The organism is Myroides sp. TSA_177.3, assembly GCF_052691955.1.
Genome location: NZ_JBQZGD010000005.1, coordinates 107,430 through 125,584 on the forward strand (window position 1 = coordinate 107,430; position 18,155 = coordinate 125,584).

Annotated in this window: 21 protein-coding genes; 11 read left to right on the top strand and 10 right to left on the bottom strand. The window is 35.0% G+C overall.

The features are described from left to right. Positions 1 to 27: 27 nt before the first annotated feature. The 5 genes from dnaJ to ACUTSE_RS07070 all read left to right on the top strand — a co-directional run bounded on the left by dnaJ (position 28) and on the right by ACUTSE_RS07070 (position 5,411). Positions 28 to 1,149: a molecular chaperone DnaJ gene (dnaJ, locus tag ACUTSE_RS07050; protein WP_002986780.1), complete on the top strand. Its 1,122-nt coding sequence runs from the start codon at positions 28 to 30 to the stop codon at positions 1,147 to 1,149. A 190-nt stretch (positions 1,150 to 1,339) separates the two neighbouring features. After that, a complete protein-coding gene (locus ACUTSE_RS07055) occupies positions 1,340 to 2,260 on the top strand; it encodes an ABC transporter ATP-binding protein (protein WP_115091158.1) in 921 nt (306 codons plus the stop codon). Between the two features lie 2 nt (positions 2,261 to 2,262). Continuing rightward, on the top strand, positions 2,263 to 3,570 hold the full coding sequence (locus ACUTSE_RS07060) for an ABC transporter permease (protein ID WP_445639689.1): 1,308 nt from the start codon (positions 2,263 to 2,265) through the stop codon (positions 3,568 to 3,570). Between the two features lie 25 nt (positions 3,571 to 3,595). Continuing rightward, positions 3,596 to 4,768 carry a sigma-54-dependent transcriptional regulator gene (locus tag ACUTSE_RS07065; RefSeq protein ID WP_445639690.1) on the top strand — a complete coding sequence of 391 codons (1,173 nt, stop codon included), beginning with the start codon at positions 3,596 to 3,598 and terminating at the stop codon, positions 4,766 to 4,768. A gap of 1 nt (position 4,769) precedes the next feature. After that, positions 4,770 to 5,411, top strand: a complete 642-nt coding sequence (locus ACUTSE_RS07070) for a DEAD/DEAH box helicase (RefSeq protein WP_445639691.1) — start codon at positions 4,770 to 4,772, stop codon at positions 5,409 to 5,411. Positions 5,412 to 5,678: 267 nt separating this feature from the next. Here ACUTSE_RS07070 and ACUTSE_RS07075 read toward each other — a convergent pair whose 3' ends face one another. Both ACUTSE_RS07075 and ACUTSE_RS07080 read right to left on the bottom strand, forming a co-directional pair. Beyond that, the gene (locus ACUTSE_RS07075) at positions 5,679 to 5,921 is read right to left on the bottom strand and encodes a hypothetical protein (protein ID WP_002986770.1); all 243 of its coding nucleotides are present in this window, start codon (positions 5,919 to 5,921) and stop codon (positions 5,679 to 5,681) included. A gap of 98 nt (positions 5,922 to 6,019) precedes the next feature. Further along, complete coding sequence (locus tag ACUTSE_RS07080) at positions 6,020 to 6,214, bottom strand: PLDc N-terminal domain-containing protein (protein WP_445639692.1); 195 nt, start codon at positions 6,212 to 6,214, stop codon at positions 6,020 to 6,022. 413 nt (positions 6,215 to 6,627) lie between these two features. On the opposite strand from ACUTSE_RS07080, the gene ACUTSE_RS07085 reads away from it, so the two are divergent. The 3 genes from ACUTSE_RS07085 to ACUTSE_RS07095 are packed head-to-tail and all read left to right on the top strand — an operon-like array spanning position 6,628 to position 8,985. Then, positions 6,628 to 7,269 (top strand): DedA family protein, encoded by a 642-nt coding sequence (locus ACUTSE_RS07085; RefSeq protein WP_445639693.1) that lies wholly within the window; start codon positions 6,628 to 6,630, stop codon positions 7,267 to 7,269. A gap of 54 nt (positions 7,270 to 7,323) precedes the next feature. Continuing rightward, positions 7,324 to 7,848: a hypothetical protein gene (locus tag ACUTSE_RS07090; RefSeq protein WP_445639694.1), complete on the top strand. Its 525-nt coding sequence runs from the start codon at positions 7,324 to 7,326 to the stop codon at positions 7,846 to 7,848. A gap of 48 nt (positions 7,849 to 7,896) precedes the next feature. Further along, entirely contained in the window at positions 7,897 to 8,985 is a 1,089-nt protein-coding gene (locus ACUTSE_RS07095) for a DUF695 domain-containing protein (RefSeq protein ID WP_445639695.1), read from the top strand. Between the two features lie 38 nt (positions 8,986 to 9,023). Here the strand turns inward: ACUTSE_RS07095 and ACUTSE_RS07100 are convergent, their stop codons facing one another. The 7 genes from ACUTSE_RS07100 to ACUTSE_RS07130 all read right to left on the bottom strand — a co-directional run bounded on the left by ACUTSE_RS07100 (position 9,024) and on the right by ACUTSE_RS07130 (position 13,733). Next, positions 9,024 to 9,581 carry a hypothetical protein gene (locus ACUTSE_RS07100; RefSeq protein ID WP_445639696.1) on the bottom strand — a complete coding sequence of 186 codons (558 nt, stop codon included), beginning with the start codon at positions 9,579 to 9,581 and terminating at the stop codon, positions 9,024 to 9,026. A 20-nt stretch (positions 9,582 to 9,601) separates the two neighbouring features. Continuing rightward, positions 9,602 to 10,375, bottom strand: a complete 774-nt coding sequence (locus ACUTSE_RS07105; protein WP_445639697.1) for a hypothetical protein — start codon at positions 10,373 to 10,375, stop codon at positions 9,602 to 9,604. A gap of 30 nt (positions 10,376 to 10,405) precedes the next feature. Beyond that, positions 10,406 to 11,167 (bottom strand): hypothetical protein, encoded by a 762-nt coding sequence (locus ACUTSE_RS07110; protein ID WP_445639698.1) that lies wholly within the window; start codon positions 11,165 to 11,167, stop codon positions 10,406 to 10,408. A 92-nt stretch (positions 11,168 to 11,259) separates the two neighbouring features. Then, the gene (locus ACUTSE_RS07115; protein ID WP_445639699.1) at positions 11,260 to 11,751 is read right to left on the bottom strand and encodes a hypothetical protein; all 492 of its coding nucleotides are present in this window, start codon (positions 11,749 to 11,751) and stop codon (positions 11,260 to 11,262) included. Positions 11,752 to 11,847: 96 nt separating this feature from the next. Further along, on the bottom strand, positions 11,848 to 12,543 hold the full coding sequence (locus ACUTSE_RS07120) for a DUF1963 domain-containing protein (RefSeq protein WP_445639700.1): 696 nt from the start codon (positions 12,541 to 12,543) through the stop codon (positions 11,848 to 11,850). A gap of 43 nt (positions 12,544 to 12,586) precedes the next feature. After that, the gene (locus ACUTSE_RS07125) at positions 12,587 to 13,078 is read right to left on the bottom strand and encodes a hypothetical protein (RefSeq protein ID WP_445639701.1); all 492 of its coding nucleotides are present in this window, start codon (positions 13,076 to 13,078) and stop codon (positions 12,587 to 12,589) included. Between the two features lie 10 nt (positions 13,079 to 13,088). Further along, on the bottom strand, positions 13,089 to 13,733 hold the full coding sequence (locus ACUTSE_RS07130; protein WP_445639702.1) for a suppressor of fused domain protein: 645 nt from the start codon (positions 13,731 to 13,733) through the stop codon (positions 13,089 to 13,091). 495 nt (positions 13,734 to 14,228) lie between these two features. Here ACUTSE_RS07130 and ACUTSE_RS07135 point away from each other — a divergent pair, with 495 nt between their 5' ends. Then, a complete protein-coding gene (locus tag ACUTSE_RS07135) occupies positions 14,229 to 16,262 on the top strand; it encodes an LTA synthase family protein (protein ID WP_445639703.1) in 2,034 nt (677 codons plus the stop codon). 91 nt (positions 16,263 to 16,353) lie between these two features. After that, positions 16,354 to 16,578 carry a hypothetical protein gene (locus ACUTSE_RS07140; RefSeq protein ID WP_002986743.1) on the top strand — a complete coding sequence of 75 codons (225 nt, stop codon included), beginning with the start codon at positions 16,354 to 16,356 and terminating at the stop codon, positions 16,576 to 16,578. A gap of 90 nt (positions 16,579 to 16,668) precedes the next feature. Here the strand turns inward: ACUTSE_RS07140 and ACUTSE_RS07145 are convergent, their stop codons facing one another. Then, entirely contained in the window at positions 16,669 to 17,019 is a 351-nt protein-coding gene (locus ACUTSE_RS07145) for a 4Fe-4S dicluster domain-containing protein (RefSeq protein ID WP_002986741.1), read from the bottom strand. A gap of 73 nt (positions 17,020 to 17,092) precedes the next feature. Here ACUTSE_RS07145 and ACUTSE_RS07150 point away from each other — a divergent pair, with 73 nt between their 5' ends. Then, a complete protein-coding gene (locus ACUTSE_RS07150) occupies positions 17,093 to 18,151 on the top strand; it encodes an acyl-CoA reductase (protein ID WP_445639704.1) in 1,059 nt (352 codons plus the stop codon). Positions 18,152 to 18,155: the final 4 nt, after the last annotated feature.

The following is an 18,155-nucleotide window of genomic DNA, read 5'->3' on the forward strand; positions in this document are numbered from 1 at the left end:
ATTTATTAATAGAAACTCAGAATCCAAATGAAGAAAGATTATTACGAAATATTAGGTATTGATAAAGGAGCAGATGCTGCTGCTATAAAGAAGGCATACCGCAAGAAAGCGATTGAATTTCACCCTGATAAGAATCCGGGAGATAAAGAAGCGGAAGAAAAATTCAAAGAAGCTGCAGAGGCGTATGAAGTATTGAGTGATGCTGACAAAAAAGCGCGTTACGATCAATATGGACATGCTGCTTTTGAAGGTGGCGGTGGATATGGCGGTGGTCATATGAACATGGACGACATCTTCAGTCAGTTTGGAGATATTTTCGGAAGTGCTTTTGGTGGCGGAGGTTTTGGTGGTTTCGGTGGATTTGGCGGAGGCCAACGTAGAGCCAAAGGAACGAGTCTACGCATTAAAGTGAAACTTACTTTAGAAGATATTGCTAATGGCGTAGAAAAGAAAGTAAAAGTAAAACGCAAAATAAAAGCGGCAGGTGTTACCTATAAAACGTGTGCTACTTGTAATGGAACAGGACAAGTAACAAAAATCGCGAATACTGTATTTGGTCGTATGCAAACGGCATCTCCTTGTCATACATGTCAGGGAACAGGTCAAATGATTGATCAAAAGCCAGCAGGATCAGATGCAGAAGGAATGATTCAACAAGAAGAAACCGTATCAATTAAAATCCCTGCAGGTGTAGCAGAAGGCATGCAATTGAAAGTTGCAGGTAAAGGAAATGAAGCACCTGGAAACAACAGCGTAGCAGGAGATTTATTGGTGGTTGTGGAAGAATTAGAACACGAGACGCTAAAAAGAGAAGGGGATAACCTACATTATGACCTTTATATCAGCTTTTCTGAAGCTGCATTAGGAGGAAGTAAAGAAATTTATACCGTAACAGGAAATGTGCGCATCAAATTAGAAGAAGGAATCCAATCTGGAAAAATACTTCGCCTAAGAGGAAAAGGATTGCCGCATTTAAATAGTTATGGCAGTGGTGATTTACTCGTTCATATCAACGTGTGGACACCTAAAAAACTGACAAAAGAACAAAAGGAATTTTTCGAGAAAATGCAAGAAGATGGCAACTTCAAACCTACTCCTGGCAAGGGAGATAAATCTTTTTTTGAAAAAGTCAAAGAAATGTTTTCATAATTAGAAAAGAAGTCATACATTTGATGCACACTTATTAAACAGTGGATTTTCTTTTTCATAGCAATTTTTCCCAACCTTATAGCAATATAAGGTTGGGTTTTTTTATGCCTATTCGCAATCAAAATATACCTTGTTCTTCGCAAGTTGAAATAAATGATTTATTTTTACAAGAAATATAAAAGATCGATTGATGCAACCTATCTTAGAAGTTAAGAATGTAGAAAAAAGATATTCTGATAAAATAGCTTTAAATAATGTTTCTCTAACCGTGCCGAAAGGATCTATCTACGGTTTATTAGGTCCTAATGGGGCTGGAAAAACATCCCTAATCCGAATTATAAATCAAATCACATATCCTGATCAAGGGCAAATCATCCTCGATGGGCAGGCGCTAAGCCCCCATCATATTAAAGATATTGGTTATATGCCAGAGGAAAGAGGATTGTATAAAACCATGAAAGTGGGAGAACAAGCCCTTTACTTAGCTCAATTAAAAGGATTGAGTAAAGTGGAAGCCAAAGAACAATTGGACTATTGGTTTGATAAATTGGACATCAAAGGATGGTGGGATAAAAAGATTCAAGAGCTTTCAAAAGGAATGGCACAGAAAATCCAATTTGTGGTAACGGTTTTACACAAACCTAAATTGCTGATTTTTGATGAACCGTTTTCTGGTTTTGACCCGGTGAATGCCAATATCATTAAAGACGAAATTCTAGAACTTAAAGAAAAAGGAGCAACGATTATCTTTTCAACGCACCGCATGGAAAGTGTGGAAGAAATGTGCGATTATATTGCCTTGATTCACAAATCGAATAAGCTGATCGAAGGACGCCTAGTAGATGTGAAACGCGATTTTCGTACCAATTTATACCAAGTGGGAATCCTATCTAGCGATGTACACCGATTAATGTTTGAATTATCTCAGAAATTTACTGTTCAACCTACGTCGTTCAAATCTCTAAATGATGAATTGCAATTGGAGATTGATTTGGGAGAAGCAATGCCAAATGAGCTGTTGCATATTTTATCAAATAATGGACAAGTAACGCATTTCGTCGAAAAATTACCAACGGCAAATGATATTTTTATTCAAACTGTAAGTCAATAAGTATGGGTGTTTTAAAACTAATTATAAAAAGAGAATTTATCGCTAAAGCTCGTAATAAAGCTTTTATTGTCATGACTTTTTTAGCTCCTCTTTTTTTCGTAGCTATTGCTGTACTTATCGGGTATTTAAGTACAATGAAATCGACAACTAAAGTAATTGCTATTCACGATGAAAGCGGCATCTTTAGTGGGGATTTTGAGAATTCAGAAGAATATGAATATCAAAATTTATCCGCTGTACCTATTGCTATTTTAAAAGACAGCGTCTTAGCTGAAAAATACGATGGTTTGTTGTACATTCCTAAACAGGAGCAAATGACGGCCTATGAAAATTCGATTTACTATATTTCAAATGAAAGCCCAGGAATTGCATTTATCAGTAAAATCGAATCGACGATCGAAAATAAAGTTTCTAGCTTAAATTTAATAGAGAAGGGAATTGACCCGCAGATTATCAAGGAAAATCAAGCCGAAGTAAACCTTCATTTGGAAAAAGCTTCTGGAGAACAAACGGTAAAAGGGTTGAATGAGATTAAAATATTCATCGGATCTTTATTTGGATACTGCATCATGATGTTTATTATTATCTATGGAAATATGGTGATGCGCTCTGTGATTGAAGAAAAAACCAATCGAATTATCGAAGTGATTATCTCTTCTGTGAAACCTTTCCAATTGATGATGGGAAAAATCATTGGTACTTCTATGGCTGGGTTATTACAGTTTTTAATTTGGGGCGTTGTAGGAGGAATTTTGATGTTGGTTGCTACTTCCGTTTTTGGATTAAATGCAGGAAGTGCTGCTAATATGGAAGCGGCTCAAATGGCTACGACTATGGATCCAAGTGTGATGAGTAATATCCAAAATTACATAACTGAGATTATGAGTTTACCTTTGTTGTCTTGGTTTGTTTATTTTATTATTTTCTTCATCGGTGGGTACTTTTTATATAGCTCTTTGTATGCGGCAATTGGTGCTGCTGTAGATAATGAAACAGATACACAACAATTCTTATTTCCTGTAATGTTACCGTTGATGTTAGGGGTTTATATTGGTTTCTTTACTGTAATTAAAGATCCTCATGGAACAGTAGCTACAGTATTTTCAATGATTCCATTTACTTCTCCAATTGTAATGCTAATGCGTATTCCTTTTGGTGTGCCTATTTGGCAAATTATTGTATCTATCGTATTATTATTTGCTACTTTTATCTTGACGGTATGGTTAGCGGCAAAAATATATCGAATTGGTATCTTGATGTATGGGAAACGCCCATCATGGAAAGAACTATATAAGTGGTTAAAATATTAAGCCTAGGTGCTAAAATAAAAAGGTTATGAGTAAAGAATCTAGAATATTAATTGTAGAGGATGAAGCAGCAATTCGCCGCGTTCTAACTCGTATATTAGAAGATGAATCTCCCTCTTATAAAGTAGACACTGCTGAGAATGGCGAAGAAGGATTGAAAATGATTACCCAAGAAGACTACGACTTGGTTATCTCGGATATCAAAATGCCTAAAATGAGTGGGGATGAACTTTTGGTAGAAGCTAAAAAAATCAAACCAGAGATTGTTTTCGTGATGATTTCAGGACATGGTGATTTGGAGACAGCTATCAATACAATGAAATTAGGGGCTTTCGATTATATCTCAAAACCACCAGATTTGAATCGCCTTTTGACTACGGTTCGCAATGCGTTAGATAAGAGTCATTTGGTTGTTGAAAATACCATTTTAAAGAAAAAAGTTTCCAAGAAATACGAGATTATAGGAAAAAGCGAATCTATTGAGCAGATTACAGCGATGATAGAGAAAGTAGCACCTACTGAAGCTCGTGTATTAATTACTGGACCTAATGGAACAGGAAAGGAATTAGTGGCGCATCAGATTCACGCGCAAAGCCCACGATCCATAAAACCGTTGATTGAGGTGAATTGTGCGGCTATTCCGGCAGAATTAATCGAAAGTGAACTATTTGGTCACGTGAAAGGCGCTTTTACTTCAGCAGTTAAGGATCGACCTGGAAAGTTTGAACTAGCGGATAAGGGAACCATTTTCTTGGATGAAATTGGCGATATGAGCTTGCCTGCTCAAGCAAAGGTATTACGCGCTTTACAAGAAAACGTAATTACACGCGTTGGAGCAGAGAAAGATCAAAAAATAGATGTCCGCGTATTAGCTGCGACCAACAAAGATTTGCGCAAGGAAATTGAAGAAGGACGCTTTAGAGAAGATTTATATCATCGCCTAGCGGTTATTTTAATCAAAGTACCTGCTTTGAATGACCGCAGAGATGACATACCTTTGCTGCTGGAACACTTTGTCAAACAAATTGCGGCAGAGCAAGGAACAACGCCTAAGAAATTTACTGCGGAGGCCATAGCGCTATTACAGCAATATGATTGGAGTGGAAATATACGAGAGTTGCGCAATGTCATTGAACGACTGATTATCTTAGGAGGAAACGAAGTAACATTAGAAGACGTAAAGCTATTTGCTACAAAATAATATGAAATTAAAAAAAATACACCCGGTTCTACAGAACAATTTAAGTCAATTAGGATTTGAAGAACCAACTATATTACAAAAATCTACTTTTGGCCGTATTAAAAGCGGACAGGATTTTGTCTTGATTGCACCTAAAGAAGAAGGAAAAACGACAGCATTAATTATTGCTGCTTTACAACGCGCAGAAGCACCTGTGGATGATATGATCTCTACACGTGTATTGATTGTTGTAAAAGATAAATTTGAAGTGGAACGCCTAATGGAAGAGTTTGATCGCATTGGCGATAAAATGAATATCCGAGTATATGGGGTTCACGATTATACCGATTTAGATGATGACAAGAATCAAATGTCATTAGGAAACGATATTTTGATTGGAACAGCAGAGCGATTAAACTTAATGTTTAGCGGTGCTGGATTCGATGTGAATCAATTGAAAATGTATATTATTGACGATATAGATCAACAATTGAGAAACAGACACGAACCGCGTTTGTATCGATTATCTGAAAGTATTGGAAAAACACAACGTATTTACTTTGGTAAAGACTATGTAGAGGCGTTAGATATGTTTGTGGATAAAACGATGGCCGAGGATGTAGAATGGCTTGATTTCTACGACGACGAAGAGGAAGAAGATTAATTGGTTTACTGTGGGCAGTTTACGGTGAACGGTTTACAGTAGTATTTTCTAGTATACGAAAATCTAATAACGGGCAAAAAGCAAAACTACAAAAAAGCTTTTACCCATTTTACAAGAAGTAAACTGACAGAATCTCACATAATAATACAAAAAAAGGAAGGCTTATAAGCCTTCCTTTTTTTTGTATAGCTGTTTTTCGTTTCTTTTCTATAAAAGCAGTGATAATCGTAAATTAAAAAATAGCCTGATTTCTCCTCTTATTTCTCTTTACCATAAAAAGTAAATGGCAATCATGGTTACCGCATATACGATAGCTAATACGAGTAAAGGTGCTTTTCGTCTTTGGAATGCTTGCTGAAAACGGTGCTTGTAAATGAAATAATCTCGGCAGAAGCGCAAGAAAATAATCAAAAAGGCAACCCAGAAGCAGAGATGCAACATGACCGTAATGGTCTGCAATGAAGCAAGGTGTGTTCCTAGGGTTGTATGTACCAGCAAGTATGACAGCATAATAGTTTCGATTTAATCTGCTATTGAATATATAAAAATATTTAATTTTTTTTAATCAAACACATGGATATTGAAAAAATAGCGATTTAGTCTTAGAACTACTGATTATTCTTGGCTGTTGTTCGATTCATAAAGAAATAAACGAAACTGCCGAATAAAGGGAATACTAAAATTAGTACACAATAAATTATTTTTCGATCCCAAGTATTGTTAGATTGGGCTACGTGATATAAACTATATAGGATAAAAACAAGTAGGCTGAGGATGAATAATTGCCAGATGAATGGAGACATAAGTAGTATTTTATTGAAATTTCGAAGATAGACAATTTAGATCAAAAAAGGGATAGGATAGGAATGAAGATTAGATGCTATAAAAACATTAAGTTGTAGGACAGTGCAAGTAGTTTCTATACTTTTTTTCTCCATTGTGCTGAAAAACAAGCGTGTTACAGAAATAAAGAAAGTGATTTTTTTATCATGTCTCAAATTAAAGGCTGAGTTTATTTAGATATATGATTGAATTTTATACTATTTTAAGTGATTTTATTTTAGCATTACCTTGATTGTTAAGTGAATAATCAATTAAAAGGAATCAAAATATAGAAGAGGTAAATACGCAATTTTTTTCTTTCTAATTAGAATAATCTTTACATCTTTGTGAGACAAACTAAATTGTTCAATTTTATACTCACTTTAAAGAAAACATGGAGTTACTAGATTTTATCTTTCACATTGACCAGTACTTACACACGCTAATCGAGAACTACGGGGCTTGGATTTACGCCATTTTATTTTTGATCATTTTTGTGGAAACAGGCTTAGTAATTATGCCTTTTCTACCTGGTGATTCTTTGCTTTTTGCTACGGGAATGCTTGTGGCTCAATCGTCAGAATTAGATATTACTGTGGCTATTGTCTTGCTTTTGATTGCCGCCATTTCTGGTGATTCACTCAACTACTATATCGGAAGAAAAGTAGGGATGAGCATGACCAATATTCGCTTATTTGGCAAGCAGGTAATTAAACAAGAACACTTAGATAAAACCCATGCTTTCTATGAAAAATATGGAGAACGCACGATTGTGATTGCGCGATTTATTCCTATTGTTCGCACCTTGGCTCCTTTTGTTGCTGGAGTGGGAAACATGCGTTATAGAATATTCATGACATATAATGTAATTGGCGGTATTGTTTGGGTAGTGGGATTAACTTTGGCAGGATACTTCTTAGGAAATTTACCTATCGTTAAAAATAACTTCTCAAAAATAGCCTTACTTATTATTTTTATTTCCATTTTACCTATTATTTTCGAATTTATTAAGGCTAAAATGAAGAAACAGAACTAAGAGTATTTTGCAACGATGATATTTTTGGTATCTTTATAAATCGACCGTATTCATATGAAAATAGGAGGAGAAACAGTACAGATAAAATTTAAGTACCAATTCTATTTTAGCCTTTGTGCTGGATTTGTGTATAGCTTGATTCTTAGTTGTTTTTATTTCTTGCTTGGAGAAGATATACAGGTAGTTCCTTTTGTTTTTCGCGCGCTCATTTTTACCATTTGTTGGTATTTAATTTGTTTTAAACTGTTGCAGCGAAAGCAGAAAGTTACCTTTTCAAAAGAAAATCTAGAGTCAGTTGCCTTTTATGGAGTTGCTTATCAAGCCATAAAGACACTTTCTCATATAGGGGTATTATATGCCACAGATAAACAATTGATCTTTGAACCTAAAACAAAGAATTTTGTTGAAAATCAGTGGATGGTTGATTGGAAAGCGGTAGAAGAGGTTCGTGTTTATCGTTTTTTGGGTTGGTTTGATTATGGAATAATCATTCAAACGAAAGGGAAAATGAAATTTAAATTTGTTGTTAACGAACCACAAGTATGGCTTCAAGCAATACAAACTAAAATTGAATCATAACAATATCTTGATTGCTAAAAATAATCAGGGAGTCTTAATACTATATACATGAGTATACTAAAAAATATTTTTGCTAAAAAAGAAAACCCTATTCACACCATCGCCGATTTTTGGCACTGGTTTCAGGAAAATGAACAAACGTTTTTTAAAGTGGTTCAAGGGCGTGATGCTATTGAAGAGCAATTCTTTGATCGTCTAGCTCCTAAATTACAAGAATTAAGAGAAGGGGTCTATTTTCTTGCTGGAATGATGAATGATGAAGTAGCGGAATTAATCTTTACACCAGATGGGATGGTGAAAAATGTTGCTTTTATTGAAGACCTCGTACAAGCAGCCCCACAATTACCCAATTGGAAGTTTACGGCATTAAAGCCTGTGGCGGATATTAATCGATTTAATATTCGAATGAATAACTACGAATTTTCAAAAGAGAAAATTAATTTCTATGCAATCGAACATCCTCAATATCCAGATGAGGTCGATTTAGTTCTTGTTTATGACGATTTCGTAGAAAGCGATAAATCCGTTATTGCAAATGGAATTTATATCTTTTTGGATAACTTCTTAGGAGAATTAAACGCGATTACGGCTATTGATAGCCTGAAAGTTGTAGGACCTGATCAAGCAGAAGGAGAATTGATTTCCATTTTAAAACTCAAGGATTACTTGGTGTGGCGAGAGAAAGAGTTCATTGAGAAATATGAAGGGACGCGCTATAATACGGATAATGATGCTTATGTGGGATTAGAAGCTACGTTAGAAAACGGCATGCCTTTAATCGCAATGATTAATAGAACACTTTTAGATTGGGATGCTAAGGCTTCTCACCCTTGGATTGTTCGTGTAGAAATCGCTTTTAAAGCCAATCACAATGGTTTTCCTGATGAGGCTACTTATCAATTGCTAAATCAATTTGAAGATGAATTGATTGAAATTCTACCAGATGATCAAGGGTATTTAAACATAGGAAGAGAAACAGTAGATGGCAATCGAGATATCTTCTTTAGTTGTAAAGATTTTAGAGAACCAGCAAGGGTTATTGATCGAATGAAAGAACAGTATAAACAAGATTTTGCTGTAAACTATGCGATTTATAAAGATAAATATTGGCAATCTTTTGAACGTTATAAAGGATAAAAAAAAAGCGCTATTCCATCGAATAGCGCTTTTTTTCTTTAACTGGTTTGATGCCAATAATAGGTGCCATCTAACCAATATAATAATCCACTTCCGCAGCTTTCAGGTACACTTAAGTGTAAACTTTCATAAGGAAGTGTTGTCTTTTCGTCTTCAGGAACATCTTCTTCCGAACGCAAATCGCCATTTTCATCTGTTACTTCATAAATAACCGTATGCTTATCTGCGACATATACATCTTGAGCCCAAATTAAATCTTCCATATCTTCAGGTAAGGCACGATGGGTAGAGCCTACTAATGGACCTATAATATCAAATGCGCCGTTACCTCTTTTTACAGTGATTCCATATTGGTCGTCTACGGTTGATTTTACAATTTCAATGTGATCGGGTTGACCATCTCCGTCAATATCCAGTATAATGCTATTGGTTTGATGATCTGGAGATAAAACAAAATCAGGTTGTTTTTCTGCTGGAGTATTTGCTTCTTCTTCAACAAGAGCAACTTCGGGTGCTGTCTGTTCTTCTTTTTTATCTTGACAACTTGCAAGGATTAAAAAACTAGCAACAGCAAGGAATGATAGCGGCTTATTCATAAAATAATTTGTTTTTAATGTTATTCAACTTCAAAAGGATAATTGGCTGGGAGTTTGGGATGAATCTGATTTAGGGCATGAGTGAAAGCAATTTCAATTTGCTTGATGTCATAGGCAGCATCGCACCAATCATCCAACTGTTGTATTAAAAAAGCCAATTGTAGCCATTGTTGAAAGTCAATATCCAAGGGGTGTAATTGCATGGGACTCACATCGTGATCGCCAAAAAAGACTTGCCCTTTTTCATCCAGTAGCCAACGATCTCCCTGTCCAACTCCAGCAAATATCCAATAGGAGGGATGATCACTTTCTTTGTTTTCAAGGGTGGCTTCTACTGAACCATATAAAATAGTTTCAGAGGATATAGATACTGTAGGAATAGCGGTAACTAAATCTTTATATAAGGTAGGAAATGGGAATGAAACAACAGAAGGGAAATTTTGTTTTGCATGTTCCTCGTGTTCAAGTATCGTTTGTATTTCCTCTAAAGTCAAGAGATTGAATGTGATGATGGAAGCACTTTTATTTAAGTTTTTGGCTTCATCCCAACAGGAAACACAAACCAATTTATGCTGACAGTCGATGAACCATTGGTCTCGATCTGCTTCAGTTTGGGTGTGGTTCCATGCCTCTTCACAGGTGTTGCACCAAGCGTCAGGTCTTCCTGTATCTCCTGTATCATATTCAAAGAACCCGACAGGTGTGCGATGGTGTAAACTATGAGCTAAATGCGTACACAATAAAGCCATGGCTTGTCGACCATGTGTAGTGCATTCGATATATTTTTCTTGCATAAGTTTAAATTCAAAAAATCAAATGAAGTATTAAGAATAGGTAAAACAGATCACTGCTTTTTGTATGTCTTTTTGATAGAATAAAGCGATAGCGTCCGCGGCATGTAATTGAAAATCATAGCCTTCGATATAACCTAAATAATCAAGAATTTTGCCTTGATAAGTGGGGATTTGTAGTAAATCTGTTCCATCAAATGTACATTGATCTAGTGGTAATTGAGCCGTATTCAACTCTTCAAAAATACCTGCTATTTTTTGCTCTATTCTTTCTTTTGCATAATTGCAAGGTGTATCTTGTTCCAAGTCTTCTGCTGTTAATTTACGCAAACGCTCTAGTCTTCGAATATCATTAACTTCTAACCCAGGTCTGTATTGATCACGGTCATATAATGTTCCTTGTTTTTGGTAATAAGCTTTTTTTAAAGCGTACATAGCATCATTCATGGCGAATTCAATTTCTTCAGTTGTAAAATGCTGATCATATTCATTCGCTTCAATGAGACGATGCTGAGAGAAAAAATTCCAATCTCCATCAAATTTATATTTTCCATCAATGATATCAAACCCAATACTATCTAGTTGCGTAAAATTACGATGATAGGAGGTAGTATTTTGACCGATACAGCCATCATAGATTTCTTTGACCGAAACAAAATGCAACCATTGGTCTAAACGAGGATCTAGGAGTTGTAAATTGAAAGAGCAAAGAGGTAAAAAATAAGTGCTGTGTTTTTCAATTTCATCAAAAAACACATCCTCATAATCGGGAAATAATCGAACCAATGTATTCAATTGTTTAGGGTATTAATAGACGTGCCACTACTTTTTAAAAGTAAGGAGCCTGATTTTAGAATTAAAAAAGAGAAGTTGGGTTTGCGTTGTTTTTAGTTTGAATCTGAACAAGGCGTTGTAGCGTTTTGTCTGAATTTAGAAACATATAAATACCCAATACCATAACCGAGACTTGGAATAATAAATGAAATTGTTGTATTGATTAATAGGAAATTAAAGTCAGATACTGTTGTTGCTTCTACTAACATATACCAATGAGAATTAAAACCCATTAAGAGAAAAAATATCGTTAAAGCTGCATTATTAGAACCAAAAAAAGGAACATTTGCTATCCCTCCATTGGCAATAATGAAAACGAAGAGTAAAAGCATATTGAGTAAAAAAGGCCATAACACGGTACGGTAGCGTTTGAAGGTTAACGCATTAAAACAACTGGCTGTTAGTATAAATATAAAAGCTAAGGATAGTAAGATATACATATATCGGTTATCCGCATTGTTATAAAAAAAGAGTAATATCCCTGTACAGGCAGCAAAAAAATAGGCTAATAAAGAATAGTTTAATCGGGCTAGATAAGGCTTCATATGGAATTCGTTATATTCGGGTGAAGATAGTAAAAAAAAGAAGAAAAAACAGTATTTTTTTATATTTTATTTAATTTAATTCGCTTATTTGTTAAATTAATAGAAATCATAATACAATTGCCAATGTTGTATACTAGGATTGAAAGCAAACAAAAAAGAACCATTATCCACGACATTGAGATTTGCTTTTGCATCTGTTGAAAGTTGAAAAACGAAAGAATATCCTTCCTCAAAATCAACACCAGATTGACAAAAAGAAGGCCAACCTCCGATTTTATGTAAATAAGAATGAGTGGTTTCTTCGTAATAACCTTCAATGACTCCTTCCTCTTCTAAGGCTAAAAAGGCATCTTCTTGTTCGATAGTTAGTCCACCACCATCCCATAAAGGGCAGTCTTGTTCGATAAGACTTGGCTGTAAGGGAAAAGCTTTAATATAGATTGTATCAAATGGAAATTCCTTTTCTATGATTTCATCTGTAGCTGTATAGGTTCGAATTATCCAACGGTCACCCATGGGCTCAAACGGATCGGGAAATTGAGTGGATAGAAAGACGGTGATATATTCGATGCCTTGCAGAGGCTCAGGAACAAAAGGTAAAGCAGGTAAATAAAATTGAGCCAAGGGAATCATCGTTTTCCCATCACTATCCAGAGGGAGTTCTTCTTCCGTTTTATAAATAAATACTCGACCAATCCAACTTTCTTCTCTTGTGTTGGCAGGGCGGAATCCTCCTGTTGTAAATTGAGTAGCTTTTCTTTGTATATCCTGAAGTAAGGTATTTTTATCCATGTTTATGCGTATTGACCCATCTAAATTTGTGCTTTTCTTTTGCTTAAGAGGCTGTATCCGTTAAAGGTACTGTTGCTTTAAAACTTAAAACTTCTTTGTGTGTTAAGTTTTGTTCAATTAATTTAAAATGCAACTGTTTGATTTCAGCTGGAATTTTAATCTCAACTACTTGTCGATAATTATACCCATAGATTAAATTAGCTTCCTTTCCGAGGCCTCCTTTTGGTGCTACATAAAAGGTTAGGGTTAATTGATCTTCTTCCATTTCCTCTAGCATTTGAATGCGGTTTAATCTTCTGGCATGAAGCCCAGAAGAGCTATACCAACCTTGAACATCTATAATGGCTTTACGTCCCCAAAAAGATTGTTTAATCTCTCTTAGGGTAATAGTAGGTTCTAACTTTGGGTTTTCTTTGTCGAGGTCTTTTGTTCGCTCTTTTCCACTGTACGTATATTGCGTAGGCGTAAGCGTCAAAGGAGTAGAACTACATCCAATAAGTGCCAAGAAAAAGAAAGAAAGGCAAAACAATTTCATGCTGTTATTTTTATTTTCGATCTAAATCTGTAATTAATAGTGGATTGTTTTGACGTAAGTTGGTAATTAATTTCTCTGTTTCGGATAATTTAGGATTCTCCCATAATAGATCCAATTCTTTTTGTGTAATCCCAACCATTTGTAAAAAATCTACACGTCCGTGTGGGGTATCGATGAAACCTAATTCCGGATCTTGGACAAATGCGATACCAACTAAATCGGTGTCATATTCTAATCGGATTGGACTATTGGTAGGGATGAAGTGAAATTCTTCAAACCATTTACCTGAATCAAAAACGTATTTAGCGAGATTCTGCATCAAGTTCATCGCCCAATGGATGTTGTCATCGCCCTGTTGTTTAAAGCGAAAGGTCAATTCAAAACCAAAACCACTGTATTCTGCATCTATTTTTTCTTCATCATAATACAAATTAGAAAAACCATAGCTCACCAAGTGAAAGTGATCTTCTTGTTTTGTACTTTGGTAAACACTTAACCCATCTAACGGATTATCTCCTCCCAAGGAGAAAGGCAACAGATTGCCAAAATGTTGAGGTTCTTGCTCTCCATATAATTGTTCTAATGAGGCGGTAATGCAATCCCATCCCACAGCGTCTTCTTCGTTGTATCTTTGTTTATATTCTTCTAGTGTCATTGCTCTATTTTTTTAATGAGTATAAAATTACTTTAAATTGTTAGGCGCGCTTATCCCTAATTATAGGGGAATTTTACACCTTTTATTTTTTTGCAAGGTTATCGAAAAGAGGAGTAATCCTATTTTTCTAAGGTAGCATAAAAAAACAAAAAATCGCTCCTAGTAAACTAAGAGCGATTCAGAACAAAATTGTAAGTAATAATATAGTTTTTTTTCAGCGCAATTTTTACTTCATCTTACTTAAGTCAAAATTCACCCAATTTCGCGGAATGCGAAATCCCTAATTATAGTTATTTTTCGCCTTCTCTTTTGAATAGATGGTTTGAAGAGCGCTAAAATGAACAAAAAGCAGGGCTTAGGTGTACGGATAGAAAGTGATTTTTACAATATAAAGAGCATGTAACTCAAGTATAGTATCGCTATTTCTTGTGAAATAGATTATAGAACTGTTATTAAATCCTTACTTTTGTGCACTTAGTATTTGAAAAATAACCTATGAATCTTAACCTTTTTCGAAAAACAGTCCTGAATGGATTGCGATATTTTTTATTTTTTGTTTTATTATTCGCACTTGGACGATTGGTATTTCTAATCAGTTACGGTACTTCAGAAGTTTTTGAGCATGAAAAAGGAAAGATTGCAGAGGCGTTTATGGTAGGAGCTCGCTTTGATGTATCTGCCATCTGTTATGGTTTTTTACCGCTTGTGCTTTTTTGGTTGAGTTCGCTGTTTATACCCAAGAAGTATGAACTAGGTTTTAGTAAAACCTATGCGACTTTTGCTCGCTATTATTTGTTATTTGTAACTGTTGTCTTTTTGACGCTAATTATCATAGATTACTTCTTTTATCAGTTTTTCCAATCCCATATCAACCTATTGTTCTTCGGAATTTTTAATGATGATACAGCTGCAGTATTAACTTCCGTTTGGACGGATTATCCACTATTTTATATCGCATTGGTTTATGCAGTTGCCGTGATTGCTTGGCTATATTGGAGTAAATATGTGAAGCGCAAAGTGGTGAAACCTGCACAATCTCGTGCGAAAATTTATGGCGTGATTGGACTATTGATTTTTCCTTTATTCTTTATCGGAATGAGGGGAAGTGTAGGGGTATTTACTTTGCGAAGAGAGCATACGAATATTTCCAAAAATGAATTTGTCAATTCGTTGTGTTATAATGCTTTATATTCTTTGAAATTTGCTAATTCAGAACGAAAAGACAATGCCATCAACCCGGATATTGAACGTGAATTACAAGCTAATGGTTTTGCTAGTGTCGAGGAAGTGCAACGCGGTTATATCGGAGAAAGCGAACAGCCTTTGTTTAACCAAGAGTTGTTTACGAAAACGAAACACAAGGAATTCTTAGCTCAAAATCCACCAAATGTTGTGTTTCTACAAATGGAAAGTATGAGTAATCACTACTTTGATTTGAATAGCGAAACTTTAAATTTACTTGGAGATTTAAGTAAAGAATTGCCAAATCTCTACTATTTTAAAAACAGCTTATCTGCTTATAATGGGACAATTCAAACCTTGGAAGATTTTATTTTGGGTACTCCAAAAACGATTATTTCTCAATCCGTTTATTTTGATACTCCTTTTGCTAGTTCAATTGCTTTGCCTTTCAAGCAGAGTGGATATGAAACTTACTTTTTAACAGGTGCTAGTATTTCGTGGAGAAATATTGATAATATGATTAAGAATCAAAAGTTTGATGTAATACAAGGGAAAAATTTCATTGAAGAGAAATTCCCAGATGCAGAAGAATTTGCCTGGGGGGTTCACGATGGCTATCTCTTTGATTATATCCAAGCTACCTTGAAAGAATCAAAAACACCTAAATTCATTTTTGGATTGACCATTAGTAATCATACTCCTTTTGAAGTGCCAGCTTACTACCAAAAGCAAAAGATTACGATGAGTGAAGAGATGAAGAAAAAAATTAGAGTAGATGAGGAAACAGCCTATGCTAATTTTTATTCACATCAATATGCAGCTTCAGAATTGGCTCGTTTCATTAAAGAAATTCGCAATTCTCCTTTAGGGGAGAATACGATTATTGTAGCTTCTGGGGATCATAATATTCGTCAAGTTTTTGAGTATACACCAGAGGAAGGCTTTTTGAAAAGAAGTGTACCCATCTTGATGTATATTCCTGAAAAGTATAAACCTGCCTTTTTTGATGCCAATGTATTGGCTTCACACAAAGATATTTTTCCAACTATTTTCAATTTAGCACTGTCTGATGCTTCCTATTTTTATACGGGAGATGATCTCTTTGATCCAGCAGTAGAACATCGTTTTGCATTGAATGATTATAACTTTATTGCAGATGATAAAGGAGCTGTTGCAATTGAAAATAATCAACCGTATTATTATACGTGGGTAGATCAAGGAAGAAGAAAGTTGAAAGTTGGGGATAATTCGTCTAGTCATGCTCTTTATTTACAGCATAAAATGCAAGCGTATACGGTGATGAAAACAGTGGAAATTTACAAGAGTATCAATCAACATCAAAAATAAAACTAGGTTCTGTTCTACTTCTTTTTTAAGATTTTTCTTTGTTTTTTAATTGTAAATAATTAATTTAAAGCAAATTAAAAAAACAAAACCGATGAAAAAGTATCTATTGTTACTTGTGTTTTTCTTATTAGTAGGGACACAAGCTTTCGCCAGTTCTGGTGGAAATGCAGGAATTTTAGGAGGTGTTGGATTAGGAACTATTATTGCAATTGTAGCCTCTTGGTCACGGAATAAGTCTGTGCTTTGGGCTATTATTCACGGATTGTTAGGGTGGATTTATGTAATCTATTTTGTACTAACACCGAGTAAAAAATAAATAAACGAATAAAAAAAAGAGATTTGGAAAGGGCCCAAATCTCTTTTTCGTTATGAAATATCTCAGCATATTGCTGTGATTTCTTCTGTCTTAATGATTGTGTAAGAAAGATTGTCTGTTTAAAAGTGTTTCTTCACTTTCCACGTGATTGTCGTCTGGAATACAACAATCAACTGGACAAACTGCTGCACATTGTGGCTCTTCGTGGAAACCTTTACATTCCGTACATTTAGAAGGAACGATGTAGTAGAACTCATCCGAAACAGGATCTTGCGCAGCATCTGCGTCAACTTCTGTACCGTCAGGTAGAACAACAGTTCCTCTTAAGGCTGTACCATCTTTATATCTCCAATCGTCAGCTCCCTCGTATATCGCATTGTTTGGGCACTCAGGTTCACAAGCACCGCAATTTATGCATTCGTCAGTTATAATGATTGCCATAGCTTATATTTTGTTTTATATGTATTAACTTTGCTACAAATTTACACCCAAAACATTTCAGAAACAAATCAATATGGATTTAGAAGCTAAAAAAAAAGCATTCGTAGCGTTAGGAGATTTTTTAAGACAATTTGCTACTAATGAATTTATAAAAAGTGAAAAAGTTGAACATAATGATGCTTTTTTCTCCTCATTTGAAGCTTTAATTGAAACATCTGTACATTATAACGGATGGTTTGTAAAAGAACAAGTTCTTCTTGCCGTGCAATCTTGGGCAGATGCCTTGACGGAAGAAAATATTGCACAATGGTGCTCCGCCTATAATTTTTCAAGAGAACCTCTAAAAAAGGTAGGACTAATCTTAGCCGGAAATATTCCATTAGTAGGATTTCACGATTTATTATCCGTTTTGATTTCTGGAAATATCGCTTTGGTCAAATTATCATCAAACGATCAAAAACTTTTACCTTTCTTAGCGAAATACTTGCAAACCGTTGAACCACAATTTCAAGATCGCCTGATTTTTATCGAGGGGAAAATGGAAGGATTTGACGCTGTAATTGCAACAGGAAGCAATAATACGGCTCGCTATTTTGATTACTATTTTAATTCGGTTCCACACGTTATCCGCAAAAATAGAAATTCTGTTGCTTTGCTTACCGGTGAAGAGACACCTGAACAATTAGTTGAATTAGGGAAAGATATTTTTACGTTTTACGGATTAGGTTGTCGCAATGTATCGAAACTATTTGTTCCTAGAGGTTATAACTTCGATGCGTTTTTTCAAGGGATGTACGAACAAAAAGACGTAATTGAATATGAGCGCTACGCAAATAATTACGATTATAATAAAGCTGTTTTCCTAATGAGTGAGTTCAAGCTATTAGACAATGGATTCTTGACCATAAAAGAAGATGCTTCGTATGCTTCACCAATTTCTTCGATCTATTATGAGTATTATGATGCTATTGATGAAGTAGTTGAACGATTGCGTAAGGATGAGGATAAAATACAGTGCATCGTATCCAATGAATTAACAGAGGATAGCATTGCATTTGGACAAACGCAACATCCACAGCTTTGGGATTACGCAGATCAAGTGGATACGCTTGAATTTTTACTAAAATTATAAAGAT

Excerpts from the sequence above, each read along its gene's own strand:
- ACUTSE_RS07150 (WP_445639704.1), top strand. The coding sequence starts at position 17,093 with ATGGATTTAGAAGCTAAAAAAAAAGCATTCGTAGCGTTAGGAGATTTT.
- ACUTSE_RS07140 (WP_002986743.1), top strand. The coding sequence starts at position 16,354 with ATGAAAAAGTATCTATTGTTACTTGTGTTTTTCTTATTAGTAGGGACA.
- ACUTSE_RS07065 (WP_445639690.1), top strand. The coding sequence starts at position 3,596 with ATGAGTAAAGAATCTAGAATATTAATTGTAGAGGATGAAGCAGCAATT.
- ACUTSE_RS07080 (WP_445639692.1), bottom strand. The coding sequence starts at position 6,214 with ATGTCTCCATTCATCTGGCAATTATTCATCCTCAGCCTACTTGTTTTT.
- ACUTSE_RS07075 (WP_002986770.1), bottom strand. The coding sequence starts at position 5,921 with ATGCTGTCATACTTGCTGGTACATACAACCCTAGGAACACACCTTGCT.
- ACUTSE_RS07120 (WP_445639700.1), bottom strand. The coding sequence starts at position 12,543 with ATGGATAAAAATACCTTACTTCAGGATATACAAAGAAAAGCTACTCAA.
- ACUTSE_RS07105 (WP_445639697.1), bottom strand. The coding sequence starts at position 10,375 with ATGCAAGAAAAATATATCGAATGCACTACACATGGTCGACAAGCCATG.
- ACUTSE_RS07095 (WP_445639695.1), top strand. The coding sequence starts at position 7,897 with ATGAGTATACTAAAAAATATTTTTGCTAAAAAAGAAAACCCTATTCAC.
- ACUTSE_RS07090 (WP_445639694.1), top strand. The coding sequence starts at position 7,324 with ATGAAAATAGGAGGAGAAACAGTACAGATAAAATTTAAGTACCAATTC.
- ACUTSE_RS07130 (WP_445639702.1), bottom strand. The coding sequence starts at position 13,733 with ATGACACTAGAAGAATATAAACAAAGATACAACGAAGAAGACGCTGTG.
- ACUTSE_RS07060 (WP_445639689.1), top strand. The coding sequence starts at position 2,263 with ATGGGTGTTTTAAAACTAATTATAAAAAGAGAATTTATCGCTAAAGCT.
- ACUTSE_RS07070 (WP_445639691.1), top strand. The coding sequence starts at position 4,770 with ATGAAATTAAAAAAAATACACCCGGTTCTACAGAACAATTTAAGTCAA.
- ACUTSE_RS07115 (WP_445639699.1), bottom strand. The coding sequence starts at position 11,751 with ATGAAGCCTTATCTAGCCCGATTAAACTATTCTTTATTAGCCTATTTT.
- dnaJ (WP_002986780.1), top strand. The coding sequence starts at position 28 with ATGAAGAAAGATTATTACGAAATATTAGGTATTGATAAAGGAGCAGAT.
- ACUTSE_RS07125 (WP_445639701.1), bottom strand. The coding sequence starts at position 13,078 with ATGAAATTGTTTTGCCTTTCTTTCTTTTTCTTGGCACTTATTGGATGT.
- ACUTSE_RS07135 (WP_445639703.1), top strand. The coding sequence starts at position 14,229 with ATGAATCTTAACCTTTTTCGAAAAACAGTCCTGAATGGATTGCGATAT.
- ACUTSE_RS07145 (WP_002986741.1), bottom strand. The coding sequence starts at position 17,019 with ATGGCAATCATTATAACTGACGAATGCATAAATTGCGGTGCTTGTGAA.
- ACUTSE_RS07100 (WP_445639696.1), bottom strand. The coding sequence starts at position 9,581 with ATGAATAAGCCGCTATCATTCCTTGCTGTTGCTAGTTTTTTAATCCTT.
- ACUTSE_RS07085 (WP_445639693.1), top strand. The coding sequence starts at position 6,628 with ATGGAGTTACTAGATTTTATCTTTCACATTGACCAGTACTTACACACG.
- ACUTSE_RS07055 (WP_115091158.1), top strand. The coding sequence starts at position 1,340 with ATGCAACCTATCTTAGAAGTTAAGAATGTAGAAAAAAGATATTCTGAT.